Raw genomic sequence first — 21,615 nt, 5'->3', positions numbered from 1 at the left:
GATGCCGACACCGGCGGACTCGATCGCCACGCTCTGCCGGATCGGCCACGACCGACTCACTAGCGCCGGAAGTGCTCCCAGCCGGTCGCGACCACCGGCCGCGCGCCGCCGACGAGCACCGTGCCCGCCGCGCCGTCCGCGCCCGCACCGGCCTCGGCCACCACGCCGATCCGACGGAACTCCTCCGGCAGCGCGGCCGCCGCGGGGAACGTCGCGAGCAGGCCGTGGTCCTCGCCCCCGCCCAGCACCCAGCCGACCGGGTCGGTGCCGAGGGCGGCGGCGGCCACGGCCAGGGCGTCGAGGTCGTCGCCGAGGGCGTCCGCCGGGTCGTCGAGGTCCAGCACGACGCCGCTCGCCGCGGCCAGCCGCTCGCCGTCGCGCAGCAGCCCGTCCGAGACGTCGAGCATCGCGGTGGCGCCGCCTGCCGCGGCGGCTGGGCCCGCCGCGAGGGGCGGCTGCGGGCGGCGGTGGACGGCGACGACCGCCGGGTCGGCGTCCGCGCACCCCGCGTCGAGGAGCGCGAGCCCCGCGGCCGAGCGGCCCACCGTCCCCGCGAGCGCGACGACGTCCCCGGGCCGGGCGCCGGAGCGCAGGACCGGGTCGGCCCCCGCGAGGTCGCCGTGCACGGTCACCGCGACGACGACGGACGCACCCCCGGACAGGTCACCGCCGACGACGCCGGCCCCGACGGTCGCGCACGCCGCGCCGAGCCCGCGCGCCAGGCCCTCGACCCACGCGACGGGCAGGTCGCCGGGGACGACCAGCGACACGACGATCGCGGTCGGCCGGGCGCCCATCGCGGCGACGTCGGCGAGGTTCTGCATGGCGGCGCGCCAGCCGACGTCCTCGCCGCTGGACCACGCGCGCCGGAAGTGCCGGTCCTCGACGAGGACGTCGGTCGACACGACGAACCGCCCGTCCGGGGCGGCGAGCACGGCGGCGTCGTCGCCCGGCCCGAGCAGCGTGCGGTCGCCGGCGGGGAGGTGCGGGAAGATCCGCGCGAGCAGGCCGTCCTCGGACAGGTCCGCCACGGTGGGGCCGGCGGCGTCGGACAGGTCGGGGGCGGCGCGGTCGGTCACGCCCGCCACGGTAGCGCCCGTGGCACCGGCACCCCGCTCGCGGCCGCACGCCCCGCGCCCGACCGGCGCCCCGCTCGCCGCCGCACGCCCCGCGCCCGGCCGCACTGCGGCGCGCGGCCGACCCGCGAGTGAGCAACCGACACGTCGAGTGCCCATCCCCTGGGTAGGCACTCGACGTGTCGGCTACCCCCTCGGCGAGGAAGCCCCCCGGTTCCGGACCGCCGCCCGCGCCGGGTTACCGTGGCTCCCGTGAGCCGCTCCCCCCGCCGACGCCCCGTCCGCACCGCCGCCGGGACGGCCGCGCTGGCGCTGGCCGGCGTCCCGCTCCTCGCGGGGTGCGCGTCGACCGTCGGGGTCGCGGTGGCCCCCGACGCGGCGGACCCGGCGTGCGCGCGGGTGGTGCTGGCGCTGCCCGAGCAGCTCGGCGACGGGCTGGCCGAGCTCCGCACGACGAGCCAGGCGACCTGGGCGTGGGGCGACCCGACGGACCCGGTGACGCTGCGCTGCGGCGTGGCGGTGCCCGGCCCGACGACCGAGCAGTGCGTGACGATGGAGACGGCGAGCGGGACCAGCATCGACTGGCTGGTGCGGGCCGACGCGGAGCCCGCGGACGCCGGCGCCGGCCCCGACGACGAGGGCGCCGACGACGGCGACGGAGCCGGCCCGGCGACCGCCGACCCCGGCGCGACGGCCGACCCCACCGCGGACCCGTCGTCCGGCGAGGACCCGTCGTCCGGCGCGGACGCGCTGCTCGACCCCGGCTCGTCCGACTGGACGTTCCTGACCTACGGCCGCGACCCCGCGGTGGAGGTGCACGTCCCGGCGGCGGTGGTCGCGGAGCGGTCGACGTCGTTCCTTGACGCGCTCAGCCCCGCGATCGCCCAGGTCGAGGCGACCCGCGCCTGCCTCTGACGCCCGCAGACGCCCCCGGCGCCCGCGACCGCCTCAGCGCAGCCCGGTCGGCCGCTCGAGCGCGAGCTGCAGCAGCTCGTCCAGCAGGTCGGCGTAGGACAGCCCGCTCTGCTGCCACATCCGGGGGTACATCGAGAACGGCGTGAACCCCGGCATGGTGTTGATCTCGTTGACGACCACCTCGCCGCCGGGCGTGACGAACACGTCGACGCGCCCGAGCCCCTCGCCGTCGACGGCCTCGAAGGTCCGCACGGCGACGTCCTGCACGCGGGCGATGACGTCCTCGGGCAGGTCGGCGGGGCACGACAGCTGGACCGCCGCCTCGTCGAGGTACTTGGCCTCGAAGTCGTAGAACCCGTGGGTCGCGTCGGTGACGACGATCTCGCCCGGCAGGGACGCCCGGGGGCGCGCGCCGCCGCGGCCGCCGAGGACGGCGCACTCGATCTCGCGCCCGACGATGCCGGCCTCGACCACGACCTTCGGGTCGTGCTCCTGGGCGGCGGCGACGGCGGCGGGCAGGTCGGCGGGGTCGACGACCCGGGTGATGCCGATGCTGGACCCGGCGCGGGCCGGCTTGACGAACAGCGGCAGGCCGAGCGCCTCGATCCGCGCCCGCACGCCGTCCCGGTCGGTCTCCAGGTCGTCGCCGCGCAGGGTGACGAACGGCCCGACGGGCAGGCCGGCGCCGGCGAGGACGACCTTCATGAAGTGCTTGTCCATGCCCACGGCGGAGGCCAGCACACCCGCGCCGACGTACCGGACGTCGGCGAGCTCGAGCATGCCCTGGAGCGTCCCGTCCTCCCCGAACGGGCCGTGCAGCAGCGGCAGGACGACGTCGACGGCGCCGAGGTCGACGGCGGGCGACCCGGGCTCGATGACCTGCAGCTCCCGCGAGCCGACCTCCTGCGGGAGCAGGACCTGCTCGGGCACGGCCTCGACCTCGGGCAGCCGGCCGTCGACGATGGCCCAGCGGTCCGGGTCGTCGGCGACGCGCACCCACCGGCCCTGCGGGGTGATGCCGATCGGCAGCACGTCGTACCGCTCCCGGTCGATCGCGCGGAGCACGGCCCCGGCGGTGGCGCAGGAGATGGCGTGCTCGCTCGAGCGGCCCCCGAACAGCACGAGCACCCGGGGGCGGCTGGCGGCGGACGCGGCAGGCCCGGACACGGGCTCAGGGAGGCTGGACATCGCCCGGCAGCCTAGCCGCTGGGTGGGACGGGACCGTCGACGCCGCGCGCGTGCGCGTAGCCTGCGGCCCGTGACCCAGCACGAGCACGACGCCGACCTGTCCCGCGAGACCCTCGCCGTGACGGCGGGCCGCCCCGCCCGCGCGCAGGGCGCACCCGTGAACCCCCCGGTGGTGCTGTCCTCGACGTACGTGTCGCAGGGCGTGCCGCAGCCCGGCGAGATGATGTACGCCCGCGGCGACACCGAGACCTGGGGCCCGTTCGAGGCGACGCTCGGCGCGCTGGAGGGCTCGGCGCACCCGGCGCTGGTGCTCGGCTCCGGCATGGCCGCGATCGCCGCGGCGCTGTCGCTCGTCCCGCACGGCGGCCGGCTGGTCCTCCCCCGGCACGCGTACCAGGTGACGCTGGGCTACGCCCGCGACCTGGCGGAGCGCTCCGACGTCGAGGTGCAGCAGGTCGACATCGCGGACACGGACGCCGTCGTCGCCGCGCTGGACCCGGCCGCGTCCCCCACGGGCCGCGCCACGTCGCTGCTCTGGGTGGAGTCGCCCACCAACCCGATGCTCGAGGTGGCGGACCTGCCGGCGCTGGTCGCCGCGGGCCACGCCGCCGGTGCGCTGGTGGCCGTGGACAACACGTTCGCGACGCCGCTCGTGCAGCGCCCGCTGGAGCACGGGGCGGACGTCGTCGTGCACTCGGTGACCAAGTGCCTCGCGGGGCACAGCGACGTCGTGCTCGGCGCGGTGCTCACCGACGACGCGGCCCTGCGGGAGCAGCTGCACGGCTACCGCACGGTGCACGGCGCGATCGCCGGCCCGTTCGAGGTCTACCTGGCCCTGCGCGGCATCCGCACCCTCGCGCTGCGCGTCGAGCGCGCGCAGCGCACCGCCCTCGACCTGGCGCAGCGGCTCGCGGCGCACCCCGGCGTCGTCGAGGTGCGGCACCCCGGCCTCCCCGGCGACCCCGGCCACGAGCGCGCGACCGCGCAGATGGCGGGATACGGCTCGATCATCGGGCTGCGCCCGGCGGGCGGGGCGGCCGGCGCGGACGCGGTCGTCGCCGCGCTGCGGCTGTGGGTCCCCGCGACGAGCCTCGGCGGCGTGGAGTCGAGCATCGAGCGCCGCCGCCGGTTCGCCACCGAGTCGCCGACGGTGCCGGAGGACCTGCTGCGGCTGAGCGTCGGCATCGAGGACGTCGAGGACCTCTGGCGGGACCTGGACCGCGCGCTGCGGGGCTGACGGGCTAGACGCCCTCGGCCTTGCGGGGCCGGCCGAGCAGCAGCGGGGCGAGCGCGTCGACGGGCAGCCCCTCGTGCAGCACCTGCACGACGGCGGCGGTGATCGGCATCTCGACGCCGACGCGCTCGGCCAGGTCGAGCACGGACCGGGACGACTTCACGCCCTCGGCCGTGCCGCCGGTCGCCGCCACGGCCTCGTCGAGCGACAGCCCGCGACCGACGGCCAGGCCCAGCCGGTGGTTCCGCGAGTCGGGGGAGGCGCAGGTCGCCATCAGGTCGCCCATGCCCGCCAGACCGGGGAAGGTCTCGGCCTTCGCGCCCAGCGCCAGGCCGAGCCGCGTGATCTCCACCAGGCCCCGCGTGATCACGGTCGCCATCGTGTTGTAGCCGAGCCCGCGCCCCTGGGAGATGCCCACGGCCAGCGCGATGACGTTCTTCACGGCGCCGCACAGCTCGACGCCCACGACGTCGTCGTTCGTGTACGGCCGGAAGTACCCCGACGCGCACGCGGCGGCGACCCGCTCGGCGGTGCCGGCGTCCGCCGAGGCCACGACGGTGGCGGTGGGCTGGCGCGCGGCGATCTCGGCGGCCAGGTTCGGCCCGGACAGGACGGCGAGGCGCTCGGCAGGCAGGCCCAGCGCCTCCCCCATGACCTCGCTCATCCGCCGGTCGGTGGTGAGCTCGACGCCCTTCATCAGCGACACGGCGACCGCGCCCGGCGCGAGCACGTCGGCGAGCGGGGTCAGCACGGCGCGCGCGGACTGGGACGGCACGGCGACCGCGACGACGTCCGCCCCCGCGACGGCGGCGGCCGGGTCGGCCTCCCCCGTCACGCGCTCGGGCAGGTCGATCCCGGGCAGGTAGCGCTCGTTGCGGTGGTCGCGGGCGATGGCCTCGCACACGGCCGCGTCGCGGCCCCAGACGGTGACGTCGCACCCCGCGTCGGCGAGGACGGCGGCGAACGTGGTGCCCCAGGCGCCGGCCCCGAGGACGGCGGCGCGGGTCACGTGAGGTCCGTCGACGCGCCGCCCGGGCGCCGCATGTCGTACGGCTGCGCCGGCGGCGTCCCGCCCCGCACGTCGGCGAGCAGGGCGGTGATCGCGGCCATGACGCGGCCGGTGGCCTCGCGGAGCGTCGCGGCGTCGAGCGGCCGGTCGTAGAGGTCGGACAGGTCGACCGGGGGTCCGGCGACGACCGTGACCTTCTTGGGCGGGATCGGCTTGAAGAGCTTCTTGTACCGCCCGAGCAGGTCCTGGGCGCCCCACTGGGCGATCGGGACGACGGGCACGCGCGAGGTGAGCGCCAGGCGAGCGACGCCGGTCTTGGCCACCATCGGCCACAGGTCCGGGTCGCGGGTCAGCGTGCCCTCCGGGAACACCGCGACGCACTCACCCGCGGCGAGGGCGGCCTCGGCGGCGCGCAGCGAGTCGCCCGCCTTCGAGGTGTTCCGGTAGACGGGGATCTGCCCCGACGTGCGCAGGACCCAGCCGAGGACCGGCACGCCGAACAGCGACGACTTCGCGAGGATCTTCGGCGCCACCCCGTTGTCGTAGAGGTAGTGCGCGAACGTGACCGGGTCGACGTTCGTCATGTGGTTCCCGGCGGCGATGAAGCCGGTTCCGGCCGGCAGGTGCTCGGCGCCCCGCCAGTCGCGCCGCGTGATCGCGTACAGCACGGGGCGCAGCACGCGGGCGATGTTGCGGTAGGACCGGTTCGCACGGGGGGGATGCACGGGAGCCGATGCTACCCGGCGGGGCCGCGGCGCCCGCCGAGGGCCCGGCCCGCGCGAAGGGGTGCCGGGCGCGACGGGGAGGCCAGAGTAGGGGGCGGGGACGCGAGTGCAACCGGGGATGCGGGGCCGACGTGCGCCGGGCGCTCCGATTTGGCACTATCGACCCCGGTTCCCTCGGCTCAGCCCCAGGGCCGCCGCGCATCGTTGGGACGAAGCGAGCTGCGCGAGAAACCTGGTGCGACGTGCGCGAACGTCGTCGCACCTCGGCTTCGGAGCACCACATTGTCCGTTTCCTCTCGTCCTTCGACCACGTCGACGCAGCCGCGGTCGGTAGCCCCGGGAACCTTCCACGTGCTCGGGGAGGGCGACGCGCTCGCCTGGTCCGAGCCGGTCTACCGGCTGCACGGCTTCGAGCCCGGCGACGTCGTCCCCTCGACCGCCCTGATGCTGGCGCACTGCCACCGCGAGGACCGCGCGGCCCTGGAGGCGGTGCTCCGTGCGACGCCCCGTCCCCGGCGGGGACGGCGACAGCGTCCGCTACCGCCTCCTGGACACCGCCGGCACCGAGCGCTCGGTGCTCGCGGTGCTGGCGCCGGGCGTCGACCCGCGGCACGTCCACCGCGCGGCGGACGGCGACGGCCGGCCCGAGCCCGACCACGACGGGGCCTCGGTCGCGGACGGCGCCGTGCACGACGGACGGCCGGTCGAGCGGCTCGGGATGCTGATCGACCTCGGCGCGGAGATCGGCGCGACCGCCGCCCGCCGCGCGGACGACATGCTCGCCGCGGCGATCGCCTCCCGGGAGGTCATCGACCAGGCCAAGGGCGCGGCCATGCTCGCCTACGGCCTGGACGGCGAGGCGGCGTTCGAGTTCCTGCGCTGGCACTCCGAGCACCTCAACGTGAAGGTCCGGGGCGTCGCGGAGCGCCTGCTCCGGTCCCTGCCCGGCCGGCCGACCGACCGCGACCCCCGCGACGTCCTGGACGCGGCCCTCGCCGACCTCGGTGTCGCGCCCCGGCACGGCGCGCGACCTGACGGGTCACGGCGACGGCCCCACGCTCCCCGCGTCGCTCACGGTCCGGCACGTTCCCGAGGGCCGCGCGGTGGTCGCGCACCTCGAGGGCGAGGTCGACGCCGCCACGGCCCCGACGCTGGTCGCCGGGCTGAGCGAGGCGCTGAAGGCCGTCCCGCCGCGCGGGACGCTCGTCGTCGACGGCTCCGGCCTGCTGCGGCTGGGACCGGTGGCCGCGCTGCACATCGCCCGGCTGCGGCGGCGCGCCGAGAACGCCGGAGTCCAGCTCCGGGTGGTCCCGCCCCGGGACGGCCGCCCCGAGATGCGCGCGGAGGTCGCCGGCACGAGCATGTGAGGGACCCGGCACGAGGAGGACCCGCATGACCCAGGACCCGGACGAGCGCCCCGACGGCCTGCTCCCCGACGGCGACCCCGACGACCAGGCGGAGCAGAGCACGCCGGGCTCCGACGGCGACGGACCCGAGGCGGGCTACACGGGCGCCCAGGACGCGGACGACGACGCGCCGGAGGGTGCTGCGCCCGCAGACGGGCGCTGAGGGATGAGCGCCGTGGCGCAGCCCGGCACGCCCGACGACCCCGTGCAGGTCACGGGGTCGGGGGCGTGGCGTGCCGGGGCCCTCGACGAGATCCAGGAGCTCCTGGTCTCGTCGGTGCCCGTCGACTCCCTGCTCGACGCCATCGTCGGGCACGCCGCCCGGCGCGCCGGGGGCTCGGCCGCGATCACCGTCCGGCTCGGGCGCACGACGGCCGTGGCGGCGGCGTCGGACGCGCTCGCCGCGGCGTGCGACCGTGCGGAGCAGGAGGCCGGCGAGGGGCCGTGCCTCGACGCCTCCCGCGAGCAGCGCCGGATCACCGTCCCCGACGTCCACGACGACGCGCGGTGGCCGGCCTGGCGCGAGGCCACCCTCGCCGCGGGGTTCTGCGCCACGGCCGCGCTCCCGGCCGCCCGGCACGCCGAGGTCGACGTGGACCTCGCGATCGACCTGTACCACCCGCAGCCGCCGGGCGAGTGGGACGAGGACGTCCTCGGGGACGTCGCCCGGTTCGCGGACGACGCCGCCCGGGCGGTCGCGGTGGCGGCGCGCGCCCAGGAGCAGCGCCGCACCAACGAGGACCTCCGCAGCGCGATGGCGGCCCGCGCCGTCATCGACCAGGCGCTCGGAGTGGTCATGGCCCAGAACCGGTGCGGGCCCGAGGAGGCGTTCGACATCCTCCGCCGGGCCTCGCAGACCCGGAACCAGAAGATGCGCGACCTCGCCGCCGCGATCGTCGCGTCGGTCTCCGGCCAGGAGCCGCACAGCCCGCACGACTTCCAGGAGCGGCCGCGCCGCTGACCCGCCGGGGCCGCTGCGGCCACCGCCGGACGGGACGAAGGCCGCGGTCGGCGCGTCCCCCTGCGGCGCGCCGACCGCGGCGCTGTCCGGAGGGGCGCCACCCGTGCCGCCGCGTCGGGCGTCGGGCCGGTGCCTCGGGGCGTCCCCGGCCCCGGACTCGTGATCCGGGCCGTCGCTGGACCCGCGCCCCACGCTAGGGGCATCCGCGCGGGTCGCAACCCGGGAGAGCCGGCGCCGCCCTACCCCACCGTGCTCGCGCGGACCCGCAGCCGGAACGGGACGACGACCTGCGCCGGCGCGACGGCCGGGTCCTCCACCCGCCGCACCAGCAGCCGGACCGCCTCCCGGGCGAGCAGCCCGAGGTCCGGCGCGACGGACGTGAGGCCCACGTACCGGGACTCCTCGACGTCGTCGAACCCCGCGACCGCGACGTCGCCCGGGACCGACAGGCCCGGCGCGCAGGGCGTGCCACGCGCCGAGCGCGAGCAGGTCGTTGAAGCAGAGCACCGCGTCGGGTCGCACCCCGGCGGCGAGCAGCTCGCGCACCGCCCGGACGCCGTCGTCGCGGCGGTAGGCGCCCACCCGGGGCACGAGGGCCTCGTCGGGCGCGAGGCCGGTGGCGGCGAGCGCCTCGACGTGCCCGCGCCACCGCTCGCCGCCCGTGCTGCCCGGCTCCTGGCGGCCGAGCACCGCGATCCGCCGCCGCCCCGTGGCCAGCAGGTGCTCGGTGAGCTCGCGCGCGGCGCGGACGCTGTCCATCGCGACGTGGTCGGCCCCCACGTCGTAGCGGTGCTCGCCGAGCATGACGATCGGGGTGCGCCCGATCCGCCGGACCACCGCCTCGCGCGGCGTGACCAGCGGCGACAGGATCACCCCGTCGACCAGCCGCGAGGTGAGGTCCACCAGCGCGACGCGCTCCCCCTCGAGGTCGCCGCGCGTCTCCTCGATGACCAGGACGCGGCCGTGCTCCTTCGCCGCCCGACCCGCCGCGGACGCGAGCGCCGCGAAGTACGGCGAGGTGAGCTCGGGCACCGCCAGCGCGAGGATCCCCGACCGGCCGTGCCGCAGGCTGCGCGCGGTCTGGTTGGGCCGGTACCCGAGCAGCTCGATCGCGGCCAGGACGCGCGCCCGGGTCACCTCGCTGACGTGCGGGTGGCCGTTCACGACGTTCGACACGGTCTTGAACGAGACCCCGGCGCGCGCGGCCACGTCCCGGAGCGTCACGGTCACGGGTGCCGGCCCACCGCGACCGCGGGCCCGTCCAGCACGGGCACGCCGTCCCCGTCCCAGTCCAGCGGGGTCAGCCACATCTGCCGGCCCGGGAAGGTCGAGCCCACCGCGTCCGGCGGCCAGGCGTGGTGCACGTACCAGGTCGCCCCGTCGTCGGCCGTCACGACGCACCCGTGCCCGGGTCCCGCCGCCTCGGGCGACGAGCGCATGAGCGGCTCGTCCCGCGGCTTGGTCCACGGCCCGATGAGCGCGTCGGCGACCGCCCAGCCGACGCCGTAGTCCGCGGACCCGTAGTCGTTGGCCGAGTAGAGCAGGTGGTAGCGGCCGTCGCGGGCGACCACGGTCGGGCCTTCCACGAGGTGCCCCTCCCACGGCTGGTCGTGCGTGAGTCAGGTCGACGGGTCCGTCCCCGACGAGGGCGGCGCCGTCGGGGCTGAGCTCCTGGACCCGGATCCAGGACCGCACGCCGACGTGGTTGCCGTCGTTCTTCCACAGCAGGTACGGCGTGCCGTCGACGTCGACGAACGGCGAGGCGTCGATGGACCCGCCCTCCGCGTGCTCGCAGACGAACGGGGCCCCGGCCTCGTCGACGAACGGACCCGCCGGGTGGTCCGCGAACGCGACGCCCACGCACTGCTGCTGGGTCTCGCGCTCCATCGCGGTGTAGTACGCGACGTACCGCCCGCCGAGCTCGACCACCTCGGGCGCCCAGTGCCGCCCCGCGCCGGACCACGGGGCGAGCACCGGCATCCCGTCGCCGACCACCTCCCAGCGGACGAGGTCGTCCGACCGCAGCACCGGCAGCGTGCCGAGCCGTCCCTGGGTGCCGTACGCGTACCAGGCACCCTCGGCGCGCAGCACGAAGGGGTCGGGCAGGTTGCCGTCGTAGACGGGGTTGGTGAAGGCCACGTCGGTCTCCTCGGTGGTCGCGGTCGAGGTCGCGGGGTCGGGGGTGCCGGCGCCGCCGCAGCCGGCCACGAGCGCCGCGGCGACCAGCGCCGCCACCGCCGCCGCGCCCGCCGGCGCCACCCGGGTCGTGCCGGATCGCCCTGGTCGCACGCCGCTCACCCCTTCAGCCCGCTGCGCGCGACGCCCTCGATGACGAACCGCTGCGTCAGGACGAACAGGACGATGACCGGGACCGACGCGACGACCGCGCCGGCCATGATCGACGGGTAGTCCGTCACGTAGGCGCCCTGGAGCAGCCGGAGCCCCGCGGGCAGGGTGAGCCGTTCCGGGCTGAACAGCACGTAGACCGGCCAGATGTAGTCGTTCCAGTTCCCGAGGAACGCGAGCACGGCGAGCGTCGCGAGCGCGGGCCGGGTGTTCGGCAGGACCACCCGCCGGAATACGGCCCACTGGTTGGCGCCGTCGAGCGCCGCGGCCTCCTCCAGCTCGACCGGCAGGTTCACCATGAACTGCCGGAGGAAGAACACCCCGAACGCCCCCGCGGCGCCCGGGACGACGAGCGCCCACACCGAGTCCGTCCAGCCGAGCCGGTCGATCATCAGGTAGTTCGGCATGAGGAACACGAACGCCGGCAGGAACAGCGTCGACACGATGACGCCGAACACCAGGCCGCGCCCCCGGAACGGCATCCGCGCCAGCGCGAACGCCGCCGTCGAGGCGACCACCAGGACGAGGGCGGGTGTGCAGGACGCCCGCGAGCAGCGAGTTGAGGAACCAGCGCAGCACCGGGTAGGGCCCGTCGAGGCTGAGCAGCTGCTCGTACGCGGACAGGTCCACCTCGTGCGGCCAGAGCGTCGGCGGGGACGCCGTCGCCTCGCCGTAGGACTTGACCGACGTGAGGCCCATCCAGAGCAGCGGACCCACGAACGTGGCGACCAGCACGAGCACCAGCGCCCAGACGGCGCCCGCGCCGAGCCCGCGGCGCGCGCGCCCCGTGCGCCCCGCGCTCACGACGCGCTCCCGGCGCCGCGGGCGGCCGGTGCGGCCACCCCGCCGGCGACCGCCGCGCCGGTCCCGGTCGCGCAGGGCCCAGAAGTTCGCGATCGACACGAGCCCGAGCCCGATCGACAGCAGGTACCCCATGGCGGCGGCCGAGCCCATCTTGTACTGGCCCAGGCCGGTGTCGAGGATGACCATGAGCGCGGTGCGGGTCGACGTGCCGGGTCCGCCGCTGGTCATGAGGTCGGCCTGCCCGAACATGTTCGCCGACGCCAGGAACGTCATCGTGAGCACGAACGCCAGCACCGGCCGCAGGCCCGGGAGGGTCACGTGCCGGAACCGCTGGCCCGCGGAGGCCCCGTCCACCTCGGCGGCGTCGTAGAGCTCGCGCGGGACGTCCTGCAGCCCGGCCAGGTAGATGATCGTGTTGAACCCGAGGGTCCACCAGACCGTGACCCCCACCAGCGACACCCAGGTCCACGGCTGCGCGGTCAGCCACGGGACCGGGTCGCCGGCGCCGAGCGCGTGCAGCACCCGGTCCAGGCGCGTCAGCCCGAGCAGGTGGTTGAGGACGCCGAGGTTGGGGTCGAGCACGAACCGGAACAGGACGCCGACCACGGCGACCCCGAGCACGTACGGCAGGAACACCACGGCGCGCAGGAACGTCCGCCCCGGGAACCTCCGGTTGAGCGCCATCGCCAGCAGCAGCGGCAGCGTGAGCAGGAACGGCACCGACGCGACCACGAAGACCCCCGTCGCGGCCATGCCGTCCCAGAACCGCTGGAACACCACGCTGGTCGGGTCGAACAGGTCCGCGTAGTTGCCGAGCCCCACGAACGGCTTGCTCGGCATGAGGTAGTCCCAGTCGTGCAGGGACATCCAGATCCCGCGGACCGCCGGCAGCGCGACGAACGTGCCGAACACGAGCACGAACGGGGCCAGGAACGCCCAGGGCGTCCACCACGCGCCCCGGCGCAGCGGGCGCCGGGGCGGCGGGAGCGCGGCGCTCATGCGCCGTAGCGGTCGCGGTTGTCGGCCAGCACCTGGTCCGCGCGCGCCGCCGCGTCCGCCAGCGCCTCGCGCGGCTCCTTCACGAGGAGCACCGCCTCGTTCAGCGCGGTGTAGAGCTCGCCGATCGCGTCGCCGATGCCGGGGATCGACGGCGGGAACCGCAGGTCGTCGGCCTGCTCGGCGATCGCCGCCTGCGGGGCGAGGGCCCGGAACTCCGCCGACTCCCGCGCCGAGCGCCGCGCCGGGACCTGCCCGCCGACGGCCCACGCCGCGGACTGCTGCGACACCCAGTTCACGAACGTGCGGGCGGCCTCGAGCTGGTCGTCCGTCGTGCCCTTCTGCTTGGTCAGCACGAAGTTGTGCGACCCGGCCCACGCGGCGTCGACGCTCCCGATCCGGGGCAGCCGCCGGACGTCCCACTCGAGGCCGCTGATCTCGTCGAGCGTGTTGATCGACCAGATGCCGTTCCAGTTGAACGCGGCCTGCCCGTTCTGCAGGGCGATGATGTCGGCGTCCTGCCCCACGTCGCGGGCGCTCCAGCCGCGGTGCACGGCGTCGACCATCCAGGACAGCGCCTCGACGCCCTCGTCCTGCGCCCAGGCGGCGGTGGCGCCGTCGGCGTCGAGCAGGTCGCCGCCGAACTGCCAGATGAGCGACTGCAGGGTCTGCCCGCCCGTGAAGGTGTGCGGGCTCATCCAGTGCCCCGCCACCCCGTGCGCCAGGAGCGCATCGAGCGCCGCCTCGTACGACGCGCGGTCCATCGGCGGGTCCGCGGGGTCGAGGCCGGCGTCGGCCATGACCGCGGTGTTGCAGAAGAACCCGAGCGGGTGCACGTCCAGCGGGATGCCGTACCGCTCCCCCGCGTAGATGCCGGCGTCCCACACCGGCCGGATGAAGTCGTCCGCGGTGAGCGCGAGGTCCTCGGCGAGGTCGTCCAACGGCAGCAGCAGCCCGCGGGCGGCGGACGTGGGCAGCGAGTCGAGGTGCTGGATCGCGATGTGCGGGCCCTGCCCGGAGGTGAGCGCGGCGGGCAGCTTGGCGTGGAAGTCGGCCCACTCCATCGTCGTCATCTTCACCGCGACGCCCTCGTGCTCCGCGTTGAACCGGTCGACGAGGTCCTGCATCACGGGCCCGTCGCCGCCCGTGAAGCCGTTCCAGAAGGTGAGGTCGACGACCCCGCCGCGCGCGGTGCCCGACGGCGACGGGCTGCCGCTCGAGCAGGCGGCGACGGTCGCGCCGAGGCCGACGGCGCTCAGGCCGGCGAGGAAGCCGCGGCGGGACAGGCCGGCGGGTCGGGGCTGTGCACCCGGACGCGGGCGCGCGGGGGCAGGGACGGGCTGGCTCACGGTGGCTCCTTCGCCATCGGGGCCAGGGGGCGGCGGCTGAGCGCCACCCGGCCGTTACAACGGATAACCGTGGCCTCTGTCTAGCGAAGCCGTTCCTCCGTTGTAAACCCCCACTTCGCCCGCCCGGGGACGACGACGCCCGCCCGGCCGGGGAGGCGGGGCGGGCGTCGTGGGGCCGCGGGCGCGGCGGCGTCAGTCGCGGTCGAACTTCGCGCCGAGCGCCTCGAGCTTCGCGGTGAAGTTCTCGTAGCCCCGGTCGATCAGGCTGATCCCGCGCACGGCGGACGTGCCCTGGGCGGTCAGCGCCGCGATGAGGTGGCTGAACCCGCCGCGCAGGTCCGGGACCTCGATGTCGGCCGCGGTGAGCGGCGTCGGTCCGGAGATGACCGCGGAGTGCGAGAAGTTGCGCTGCCCGAACCGGCACGGCCGGCCGCCCAGGCACTCCTTGTAGACCTGGATGGTGGCGCCCATGCCGCGCAGGGCGTCGGTGAAGCCGAACCGGTTCTCGTACACGGTCTCGTGCACGATCGACAGGCCCTTGGCCTGCGTCAGCGCGACCACCAGCGGCTGCTGCCAGTCGGTCATGAACCCCGGGTGCACGTCGGTCTCGAGCACGATCGACCTCAGGTCGCCGCCCGGGTGGAAGAACCGGATGCCCTCGTCGTCGATCGCGAACTCGCCGCCCACCTTGCGGAAGGTGTTGAGGAACGCCGTCATCTCGGGCTGGGTCGCGCCGCGGACGTACACGTCGCCGCCGGTCGCCAGCGCGGCCGACGCCCAGGAGGCCGCCTCGATGCGGTCCGCCAGGGCCGTGTGCTGGAAGCCCACCAGCCGGTCGACGCCCTCGATCCGGATGACCCGGTCCGTGTCGACGGAGATGATCGCGCCCATCTTCTGCAGGACGTTGATCAGGTCCATGATCTCGGGCTCGATGGCCGCGTTGGTCAGCTCGGTCATGCCCTCGGCGCGCACCGCGGTGAGCAGCAGCTGCTCGGTCGCGCCGACGCTCGGGTACGGCAGCGTGATCTTCGTGCCCTGGAGGCGGCGCGGCGCGCGGATGTGGATGCCGTTCTCGCGCTTGTCCACCACGGCGCCGAACTGCCGCAGGATGTCCAGGTGGTAGTTGATCGGCCGGTCGCCGATCCGGCAGCCGCCCAGGTCGGGGATGAACGCCTCCCCGAGCCGGTGCAGCAGCGGGCCGCAGAACAGGATCGGGATGCGGCTGGAGCCCGCGTGCGCGTCGATGTCGGCCACGTGCGCGGACTCGACGTCGGTCGGGTCGAGCCGCAGGACGCCGCCCTCGGCGTCGGCGGACACCCGCACGCCGTGCAGCTCCAGCAGGCCGGTGACGACGCCGACGTCGCGGATCTGCGGCACGTTGCGCAGCTCGCTCGGGGTCTCGCCCAGCAGGGCCGCCACCATCGCCTTGGAGACGAAGTTCTTGGCGCCCCGCACGGTGATCTCGCCCGAGAGGGGCGTGCCGCCGTGGACGTAGAGGAGATCGGTCATCCCCCCATCGTGGCGCACGCGCGGGGCGGGCCACGCACCCGCGCCGCGCGGGCCGCACAGCGCGCGCCAAACCTCCACATATGGGACGCCCGGGTCGCGCAGGATGCTGCGCGACCCGGGCGGGGTCCCAGGTGCCGGGAGGGCCGGCGGACGGCTCAGAGGCCGGGGCGCTTCCCCAGGCTGAGCTCGACCGGGCGGGCGGCCTTGATCTCGACCGGCGGCAGGTGCTTGGCCGGCAGGGTCCTCGGGCGCCAGGCGTCGCGGGTGGCCTCGAACGCGGTGATCTCGTCCTCGTGCTGCAGGGTGAGGCCGATGTCGTCCAGGCCCTCCATGAGGCGCCAGCGGGTGTAGTCGTCGATCTGGAACGGCACCACGACGTCGTCGCAGGTGACGGTCTTCGCCTCGAGGTCGACGGTCACCTCGGTGCCGGGCGCGGTCTCCAGGACCTTCCAGATGAGCTCGACGTCCTCCTGCGCCAGCTGGGCCGCGACCAGGCCCTGCTTGCCGGAGTTGCCGCGGAAGATGTCGGCGAACCGCGAGGCCAGGACGACCTTGAAGCCGTAGTCCTTGAGCGCCCACACGGCGTGCTCGCGGGACGAGCCGGTGCCGAAGTCCGGGCCGGCCACGAGGACCGAGCCGGTGCGGTAGGCGTCCTGGTTGAGGACGAACGACGGGTCGCCCCGCCAGGCCGCGAACAGCGCGTCCTCGAAGCCCGTGCGGGTCACGCGCTTGAGGTAGACGGCCGGGATGATCTGGTCGGTGTCGACGTTGCTGCGGCGCAGCGGGACGCCGACGCCGGTGTGCTGGGTGAACTTCTCCACGAGCGTGCTCGCTCTCTCGGTCAGAGGGTCTTCGGGGCGGCGGTGCGGCGGCTCAGGCCGGCTGGAGGTCCAGCGGCGAGCCGTCCGGGACCGCCACGTCCGGGCCCAGGTCGGAGACGGACGACAGCGTGCCGCGGATGGCCGTGGCGGCGGCGACCAGCGGTGACACCAGGTGCGTGCGGCCGCCCTTGCCCTGCCGGCCCTCGAAGTTGCGGTTCGACGTCGACGCCGACCGCTCCCCCGGGGCGAGCTGGTCCGGGTTCATGCCCAGGCACATCGAGCAGCCGGCGTTGCGCCACTCCGCCCCGAAGTCGAGGAAGATCTTGTCCAGGCCCTCGGCCTCGGCCTGCAGCCGCACGCGGGCGGACGACGGGACGACGAGGACGCGCAGCGTGTCGGCCTTCTTCTGGCCCTGCATGAGCTTGGCGGCCGCGCGCAGGTCCTCGATGCGGCCGTTGGTGCAGGAGCCGATGAACACGGTGTCGACCGCGATCTCGCGCAGCGGCTGGCCGGGGGTCAGGCCCATGTACTCGATGGCCCGCTCGGCGGCGACGCGCTCGTTGGCGTCGGCGATCTCCTCCGGCACCGGCACGGCGCCCGACAGCGGCAGGCCCTGGCCGGGGTTGGTGCCCCACGTGACGAACGGCTCGAGGTCCGCGGCCTCCAGGACCACCTCGGCGTCGAACGTCGCGTCGTCGTCGCTGCGCAGCGTCTCCCAGTACGCGACCGCGGCGTCCCAGTCCGCGCCCTCGGGGGCGTGCGGGCGGCCCTTCAGGTAGTCGAACGTCGTCCGGTCCGGGGCGATCATGCCGGCGCGGGCGCCCGCCTCGATCGACATGTTGCAGATCGTCATGCGGCCCTCCATCGAGAGGGACCGGATGGCCTCGCCGCGGTACTCCAGGACGTAGCCCTGGCCGCCGCCGGTGCCGATCTTCGCGATGACGGCGAGGATGATGTCCTTCGCCGTCGCGCCGATCGGCAGGGCGCCGTTGACCGTGATCGCCATCGTCTTGAACGGGGCGAGCGGCAGCGTCTGCGTGGCGAGCACGTGCTCGACCTCGGACGTGCCGATGCCGAACGCCAGCGCGCCGAACGCGCCGTGCGTGGACGTGTGCGAGTCGCCGCAGACGACCGTCAGACCCGGCATCGTCAGGCCGAGCTGCGGGCCGACCTGGTGCACGATGCCCTGGTCCGCGTCGCCGAGGGAGTGCAGCCGGATGCCGAACTCCTTCGCGTTGTTCCGCAGCGTGTCGATCTGCGTGCGCGACGTCGCGTCGGCGATCGGCAGGTCGATGTCGAGCGTCGGGGTGTTGTGGTCCTCGGTGGCGAGCGTGAGGTCCGGGCGGCGGACGGGACGGCCGGCGAGCCGGAGCCCCTCGAACGCCTGGGGGCTGGTGACCTCGTGCACGAGGTGCAGGTCGATGTAGAGCAGATCGGGCGCGCCGTCGGCGCCGCGCCGCACGATGTGGTTCTCCCACACCTTCTCCGGCCAGTGTGCCGGCCATGTTCGGGCGTCCTCTCCTCCGTCGGTCGGTGGGGGGCCGACCGGGGTCTTCGTGGTGCCGACTTGCGTCTCAGTGTGCGAGACGGCAATATCGACCTATGGACAACTCTAGCGGAGTCGGCGTGCTGGACAAGGCCGCCTCGGTCCTCAACGCCCTCGAGGCCGGACCCGCCACCCTCGCGCAGCTGGTCAACGCCACCCATCTTGCCCGCCCGACGGCCCACCGGCTGGCCGTCGCGCTCGAGCACCACCGCCTGGTGGGGCGCGACATGCAGGGCCGGTTCGTCCTCGGTCCGCGGCTGACCGAGCTGGCGAGCGCGGCCGGCGAGGACCGGCTGCTCGCCGCCGCCGGCCCCGTCCTCGCGGCGCTGCGCGACCACACCGGCGAGAGCGCCCAGCTCTACCGCCGCCAGGGCGACCAGCGCATCTGCGTCGCCGCCGCCGAGCGGCCGATCGGCCTGCGCGACTCCATCCCCGTGGGCGCCACGCTGACCATGGGCGCGGGCTCCGCGGCGCAGATCCTGCTCGCCTGGGAGGAGCCGGACCGGCTGCACCGCGGCCTGCAGGGCGCCAAGTTCACCGCGACGATCCTGTCCGGCGTCCGCCGCCGCGGCTGGGCGCAGTCGGTGTCCGAGCGCGAGGTCGGCGTGGCGTCGGTGTCCGCGCCGGTGCGCGGGCAGTCGGGGCGCGTCGTCGCGGCGGTCTCGATCTCGGGCCCCGTGGAGCGGCTGTCCCGCCAGCCGGGGCGGCTGCACGCCGCCGCGGTCGTGTCGGCGGCGAACCGCCTGACGGAGGTCCTGCGCCGCACGGCGGAGTGACCCGACCCGCTGAGCGAGGCCGCCACTCCCCTCGGGGGGTGGCGGCCTCGCGGCGTCCCGTCTGCCGCACCGGCCCGAGGTCAGCACGTGCGCCGAGGTCGGCGGTTGCGCCCGAGGTCGGCGGTTGCGCCACCCCTCGGGTGGCCGGAAGCGACGACCTCGCGCCGCACACCCGCCGCGCCCCGCCTGCGCCCCGGACAGCAGAAAGGCCGGCCGCCTGCTGGCGACCGGCCTTTCCTGATGTACCCCCAAGGGGATTCGAACCCCTGTTACCGCCGTGAGAGGGCGGCGTCCTAGGCCACTAGACGATGGGGGCCTAGTTGATCTCACCACCGGAGCGGCTTGACCGGGACTTACTGTACTGCATCCTGCTCGGCCTCTTCAAATCGGCCTTTCAGGGCCGTTCTGCGAAACCTTGCTGGGGTACCAGGACTCGAACCTAGACTAAGTGAACCAGAATCACTCGTGCTGCCAATTACACCATACCCCAATGGCACTTCCGGCCATTCCTCCGGCCCCGCACCCAGCGCCGACCGGCGCACGGGGCGCCTGATGGAGCGGGTTGGAGGACCGGCGTTCTGGACGCCGTGCCGACCGAGAACATTACCGGAGGAACGGGCCTGCTCCAAACCGGCCGCTCGCGACGCGCGTCACACGGCGTCGCGAGCGGGTCCGGTCAGAGCCCCAGGACCCCCGGCAGCTCAGCGAGCGTGGTGATCACCACGTCCGTCGGCAGCGCCTCGGTGTCGTTCGCGTGCTTGGCCCCGAGCTGCGGCCGCGCGAGCCACACGCCGCGCAGCCCGGCCGCCGCCGCGGCGCGCGCGTCGACATCGAGCTCGTCGCCGACGTAGGCCGTCCGCCCCGGGGAGGTCCCCAGCCGGCGGCAGGCCTCGGCGAACACCCGCGGGTCGGGCTTGCCGAACCCGAGGGTGTCGACGCCGACCAGCAGCGGCACGTCGTCGGCCAGGCCCGCGCGGGTGAGCTTGCGCACCTGGTACTCGGTCGCGGCGTTGGTCAGGGCGCCGACCCTGATCCCGGCGTCGAGCAGCCGGCGCACCACGCCGGCGGCGTCGTCGTGCGCGGCCCACGAGCCGGTGAACCGGTCCTCGAACAGCGTGTTCCACCGGTCGTAGGCCGCGTCGTCGAGCACGGGCCCGCCGAACGCCGCGTGCAGGTCGTTCGCCCGGCCCATCCGCTGCTCGCGGTACGACACCTCGCCGAGGGTGTACCCGCGGTACCGGCCGTGGGCGTCCGCGCGCCAGTGGTCGAGCACCTCGGTGTCCCGCGCGGGGTCCAGCCCCGGCAGCCACTCCCGCGAGACGGCCGCCAGGGCCGCGGCGAACGCCCCGTGCGTGTCGACCAGCGTGTCGTCGACGTCGAACAGGACGCCGTCGACGGCGCGCTCCCCCGCGGCCGTCACAGCGACGCGCGCAGCGCGGCGATCCGGGCGAGCGTCGAGGCCCGGCCCAGGATCTCCAGCGACTCGAACAGCGGCGGCGACACCCGGCGGCCGGACACGGCCACGCGCAGCGGCGTGAACGCGAACCGCGGCTTGATGCCGAGCCCGTCGACCAGCGCCGCCTGCAGGGCCTCCTGGACGGCGTCGGTGGTGAACCCGTCCTCGGGCAGGGCCGACAGCGCCTCCGTGGCCGCGTCGAGCACCTGGGCGGTGGTGTCCTTCAGCGCGCCGCGGGCGTCGTCCTCGACCACGAGCGCGTCGTCGGCCGTGAACAGGAAGCCGAGCATCCCGACGGCCTCGCCGAGCAGGGTGACGCGGGTCTGGATCAGCGGCGCCCCGGCGTCGAGCAGCGCGCGGTGCTCCGGGGACAGGTCGGCGTAGGAGTCGGCGGGCACCAGGCCGGCGCGGTGCAGGTACGGCACCAGGCGGTCCCGGAAGTCGTCCGCGTCGAGCAGCCGGACGTGCTCGGCGTTGATGGCCTCGGCCTTCTTGAGGTCGAACCGCGCCGGGTTCGGGTTCACGTCGGCGACGTCGAACGCCTCGACCAGCTCGGCGACCGAGAAGATGTCCCGGTCCGGCCCGATCGACCAGCCGAGCAGCGACAGGTAGTTCAGCAGGCCCTCGGGCGTGAAGCCGCGCTCCCGGTGCAGGAACAGGTTCGACTCGGGGTCGCGCTTGGAGAGCTTCTTATTGCCCTCGCCCATGACGTACGGCAGGTGGCCGAACGCCGGCATCACGGTGGCGACGCCGATCTCGAGCAGCGCCCGGTAGAGCACGACCTGGCGCGGCGTGGACGACAGCAGGTCCTCGCCGCGGAGCACGTGCGTGATGCCCATGAGCGCGTCGTCGACCGGGTTCACCAGCGTGTAGAGCGGGTGCCCGTTGCCGCGGACGATCACGAAGTCCGGGACGGAGCCGGCCTTGAACGTGACCTCGCCGCGGACCAGGTCGGTGAACGTGACGTCCTCGTCGGGCATGCGCAGGCGCAGCACGGGCTCGCGGCCCTCCGCGCGGTACGCGGCCTTCTGCTCGTCCGTGAGGTCGCGGTCGTAGCCGTCGTAGCCGAGCTTCGGGTCGCGGCCGGCGGCGCGGTGCCGGGCCTCGACCTCCTCCGGCGTCGTGAACGACTCGTAGGCGTGGCCGCCCTCGACCAGCCGGCGCGCGACGTCGGCGTACAGGTCCATCCGCTGCGACTGCCGGTAGGGCTCGTGCGGCCCGCCGACCTCGACGCCCTCGTCCCAGTCCAGGCCGAGCCAGCGCAGCGCGTCGAGCAGCTGCTGGTAGGACTCCTCGGAGTCGCGCGCCGGGTCGGTGTCCTCGATCCGGAACACGAACGTGCCGCCGACGTGCCGCGCGTACGCCCAGTTGAACAGGGCGGTGCGGATCAGGCCGACGTGCGGCGTACCGGTCGGGGACGGGCAGAAGCGGACGCGCACCGGCGTCGCGGGGGCAGCAGCACTCACGCGCTCCACCCTAGCGAGCGCGGCGGGCCTCC

The 21,615-nt window shown here is 75.3% G+C and carries 18 protein-coding genes, 2 tRNA genes and 5 pseudogenes; 7 read left to right on the top strand and 18 right to left on the bottom strand.

Annotation, left to right across the window (positions count from 1 at the left end; genetic code table 11):
• Positions 1 to 59: 59 nt before the first annotated feature.
• Entirely contained in the window at positions 60 to 1,079 is a 1,020-nt protein-coding gene (locus FKM96_RS15855) for a thiamine-phosphate kinase (protein ID WP_246855022.1), read from the bottom strand.
• A gap of 249 nt (positions 1,080 to 1,328) precedes the next feature.
• Here FKM96_RS15855 and FKM96_RS15850 point away from each other — a divergent pair, with 249 nt between their 5' ends.
• Positions 1,329 to 1,991 carry a DUF3515 family protein gene (locus FKM96_RS15850; RefSeq protein ID WP_246855021.1) on the top strand — a complete coding sequence of 221 codons (663 nt, stop codon included), beginning with the start codon at positions 1,329 to 1,331 and terminating at the stop codon, positions 1,989 to 1,991.
• A 33-nt stretch (positions 1,992 to 2,024) separates the two neighbouring features.
• Here the strand turns inward: FKM96_RS15850 and FKM96_RS15845 are convergent, their stop codons facing one another.
• Positions 2,025 to 3,179 (bottom strand): D-alanine--D-alanine ligase family protein, encoded by a 1,155-nt coding sequence (locus FKM96_RS15845; RefSeq protein ID WP_147796044.1) that lies wholly within the window; start codon positions 3,177 to 3,179, stop codon positions 2,025 to 2,027.
• A gap of 70 nt (positions 3,180 to 3,249) precedes the next feature.
• Between FKM96_RS15845 and FKM96_RS15840 the strand changes: the two genes are divergently transcribed.
• Positions 3,250 to 4,416, top strand: coding sequence for a PLP-dependent aspartate aminotransferase family protein (locus FKM96_RS15840; RefSeq protein ID WP_246855020.1), 1,167 nt, complete (start codon positions 3,250 to 3,252; stop codon positions 4,414 to 4,416).
• A 4-nt stretch (positions 4,417 to 4,420) separates the two neighbouring features.
• Here FKM96_RS15840 and FKM96_RS15835 read toward each other — a convergent pair whose 3' ends face one another.
• Positions 4,421 to 5,422: an NAD(P)H-dependent glycerol-3-phosphate dehydrogenase gene (locus FKM96_RS15835; RefSeq protein WP_147796043.1), complete on the bottom strand. Its 1,002-nt coding sequence runs from the start codon at positions 5,420 to 5,422 to the stop codon at positions 4,421 to 4,423.
• Positions 5,419 to 6,147: a 1-acyl-sn-glycerol-3-phosphate acyltransferase gene (locus FKM96_RS15830; protein WP_147796042.1), complete on the bottom strand. Its 729-nt coding sequence runs from the start codon at positions 6,145 to 6,147 to the stop codon at positions 5,419 to 5,421. The genes FKM96_RS15835 and FKM96_RS15830 overlap by 4 nt, the downstream gene beginning before the upstream one ends.
• Positions 6,148 to 6,865: 718 nt before the next feature.
• Here FKM96_RS15830 and FKM96_RS22320 point away from each other — a divergent pair.
• The 4 genes and pseudogenes from FKM96_RS22320 to FKM96_RS15815 form a co-directional block, all read left to right on the top strand.
• Positions 6,866 to 7,021 (top strand): annotated as a pseudogene (locus FKM96_RS22320) (ANTAR domain-containing protein); the annotation flags it as partial.
• 229 nt (positions 7,022 to 7,250) lie between these two features.
• A complete protein-coding gene (locus FKM96_RS15820; RefSeq protein WP_168217002.1) occupies positions 7,251 to 7,514 on the top strand; it encodes an STAS domain-containing protein in 264 nt (87 codons plus the stop codon).
• Between the two features lie 25 nt (positions 7,515 to 7,539).
• Entirely contained in the window at positions 7,540 to 7,716 is a 177-nt protein-coding gene (locus FKM96_RS20790; RefSeq protein WP_168217001.1) for a hypothetical protein, read from the top strand.
• A gap of 3 nt (positions 7,717 to 7,719) precedes the next feature.
• Entirely contained in the window at positions 7,720 to 8,514 is a 795-nt protein-coding gene (locus FKM96_RS15815) for an ANTAR domain-containing protein (RefSeq protein ID WP_147796040.1), read from the top strand.
• A gap of 239 nt (positions 8,515 to 8,753) precedes the next feature.
• Here FKM96_RS15815 and FKM96_RS21125 read toward each other — a convergent pair whose 3' ends face one another.
• The 10 genes and pseudogenes from FKM96_RS21125 to leuC form a co-directional block, all read right to left on the bottom strand.
• The gene (locus FKM96_RS21125; RefSeq protein ID WP_210417462.1) at positions 8,754 to 8,963 is read right to left on the bottom strand and encodes a substrate-binding domain-containing protein; all 210 of its coding nucleotides are present in this window, start codon (positions 8,961 to 8,963) and stop codon (positions 8,754 to 8,756) included.
• 64 nt (positions 8,964 to 9,027) lie between these two features.
• Positions 9,028 to 9,675: pseudogene (locus FKM96_RS22315) on the bottom strand (LacI family DNA-binding transcriptional regulator); the annotation flags it as partial.
• A 65-nt stretch (positions 9,676 to 9,740) separates the two neighbouring features.
• Positions 9,741 to 10,100 carry a family 43 glycosylhydrolase gene (locus tag FKM96_RS21860; protein ID WP_256375924.1) on the bottom strand — a complete coding sequence of 120 codons (360 nt, stop codon included), beginning with the start codon at positions 10,098 to 10,100 and terminating at the stop codon, positions 9,741 to 9,743.
• Positions 10,101 to 10,191: 91 nt separating this feature from the next.
• A pseudogene (locus FKM96_RS21855) lies at positions 10,192 to 10,605 on the bottom strand (family 43 glycosylhydrolase); the annotation flags it as partial.
• Positions 10,606 to 10,808: 203 nt separating this feature from the next.
• Entirely contained in the window at positions 10,809 to 11,378 is a 570-nt protein-coding gene (locus FKM96_RS20785; RefSeq protein WP_168216821.1) for a carbohydrate ABC transporter permease, read from the bottom strand.
• Positions 11,379 to 11,820: 442 nt separating this feature from the next.
• A pseudogene (locus tag FKM96_RS21685) lies at positions 11,821 to 12,348 on the bottom strand (carbohydrate ABC transporter permease); the annotation flags it as partial.
• 311 nt (positions 12,349 to 12,659) lie between these two features.
• Positions 12,660 to 14,009, bottom strand: a complete 1,350-nt coding sequence (locus FKM96_RS15795; protein ID WP_246855019.1) for an ABC transporter substrate-binding protein — start codon at positions 14,007 to 14,009, stop codon at positions 12,660 to 12,662.
• Positions 14,010 to 14,201: 192 nt separating this feature from the next.
• Positions 14,202 to 15,518 (bottom strand): UDP-N-acetylglucosamine 1-carboxyvinyltransferase, encoded by a 1,317-nt coding sequence (gene murA, locus FKM96_RS15790; protein WP_147796039.1) that lies wholly within the window; start codon positions 15,516 to 15,518, stop codon positions 14,202 to 14,204.
• Positions 15,519 to 15,673: 155 nt separating this feature from the next.
• On the bottom strand, positions 15,674 to 16,339 hold the full coding sequence (leuD, locus tag FKM96_RS15785) for a 3-isopropylmalate dehydratase small subunit (RefSeq protein WP_147796038.1): 666 nt from the start codon (positions 16,337 to 16,339) through the stop codon (positions 15,674 to 15,676).
• A 52-nt stretch (positions 16,340 to 16,391) separates the two neighbouring features.
• Positions 16,392 to 17,844, bottom strand: a pseudogene (leuC, locus tag FKM96_RS15780) (3-isopropylmalate dehydratase large subunit).
• Between the two features lie 97 nt (positions 17,845 to 17,941).
• Here leuC and FKM96_RS15775 point away from each other — a divergent pair.
• Complete coding sequence (locus FKM96_RS15775; RefSeq protein WP_147796036.1) at positions 17,942 to 18,661, top strand: IclR family transcriptional regulator; 720 nt, start codon at positions 17,942 to 17,944, stop codon at positions 18,659 to 18,661.
• A 243-nt stretch (positions 18,662 to 18,904) separates the two neighbouring features.
• Here FKM96_RS15775 and FKM96_RS15770 read toward each other — a convergent pair.
• The 4 genes from FKM96_RS15770 to gltX form a co-directional block, all read right to left on the bottom strand.
• Positions 18,905 to 18,977: transfer RNA gene (locus FKM96_RS15770), tRNA-Glu, on the bottom strand.
• 102 nt (positions 18,978 to 19,079) lie between these two features.
• Positions 19,080 to 19,151, bottom strand: a tRNA-Gln gene (locus FKM96_RS15765).
• A gap of 186 nt (positions 19,152 to 19,337) precedes the next feature.
• Positions 19,338 to 20,081, bottom strand: a complete 744-nt coding sequence (locus tag FKM96_RS15760; protein WP_147796035.1) for an HAD family hydrolase — start codon at positions 20,079 to 20,081, stop codon at positions 19,338 to 19,340.
• Positions 20,078 to 21,583, bottom strand: coding sequence for a glutamate--tRNA ligase (gltX, locus tag FKM96_RS15755; protein ID WP_147796034.1), 1,506 nt, complete (start codon positions 21,581 to 21,583; stop codon positions 20,078 to 20,080). Before gltX ends, FKM96_RS15760 begins: the two co-directional genes overlap by 4 nt.
• Positions 21,584 to 21,615 lie beyond the last annotated feature (32 nt).

This window comes from Cellulomonas sp. Y8 (assembly GCF_008033115.1).
GTDB lineage: Bacteria > Actinomycetota > Actinomycetes > Actinomycetales > Cellulomonadaceae > Cellulomonas.
The sequence above is the reverse complement of the archived record's forward strand: the minus strand, read 5'-3'. Positions and strand labels throughout refer to the sequence as shown.

Excerpts from the sequence above, each read along its gene's own strand:
- FKM96_RS15775 (WP_147796036.1), top strand. The coding sequence starts at position 17,942 with ATGGACAACTCTAGCGGAGTCGGCGTGCTGGACAAGGCCGCCTCGGTC.
- FKM96_RS15845 (WP_147796044.1), bottom strand. The coding sequence starts at position 3,179 with ATGTCCAGCCTCCCTGAGCCCGTGTCCGGGCCTGCCGCGTCCGCCGCC.
- murA (WP_147796039.1), bottom strand. The coding sequence starts at position 15,518 with ATGACCGATCTCCTCTACGTCCACGGCGGCACGCCCCTCTCGGGCGAG.
- FKM96_RS15815 (WP_147796040.1), top strand. The coding sequence starts at position 7,720 with ATGAGCGCCGTGGCGCAGCCCGGCACGCCCGACGACCCCGTGCAGGTC.
- FKM96_RS20790 (WP_168217001.1), top strand. The coding sequence starts at position 7,540 with ATGACCCAGGACCCGGACGAGCGCCCCGACGGCCTGCTCCCCGACGGC.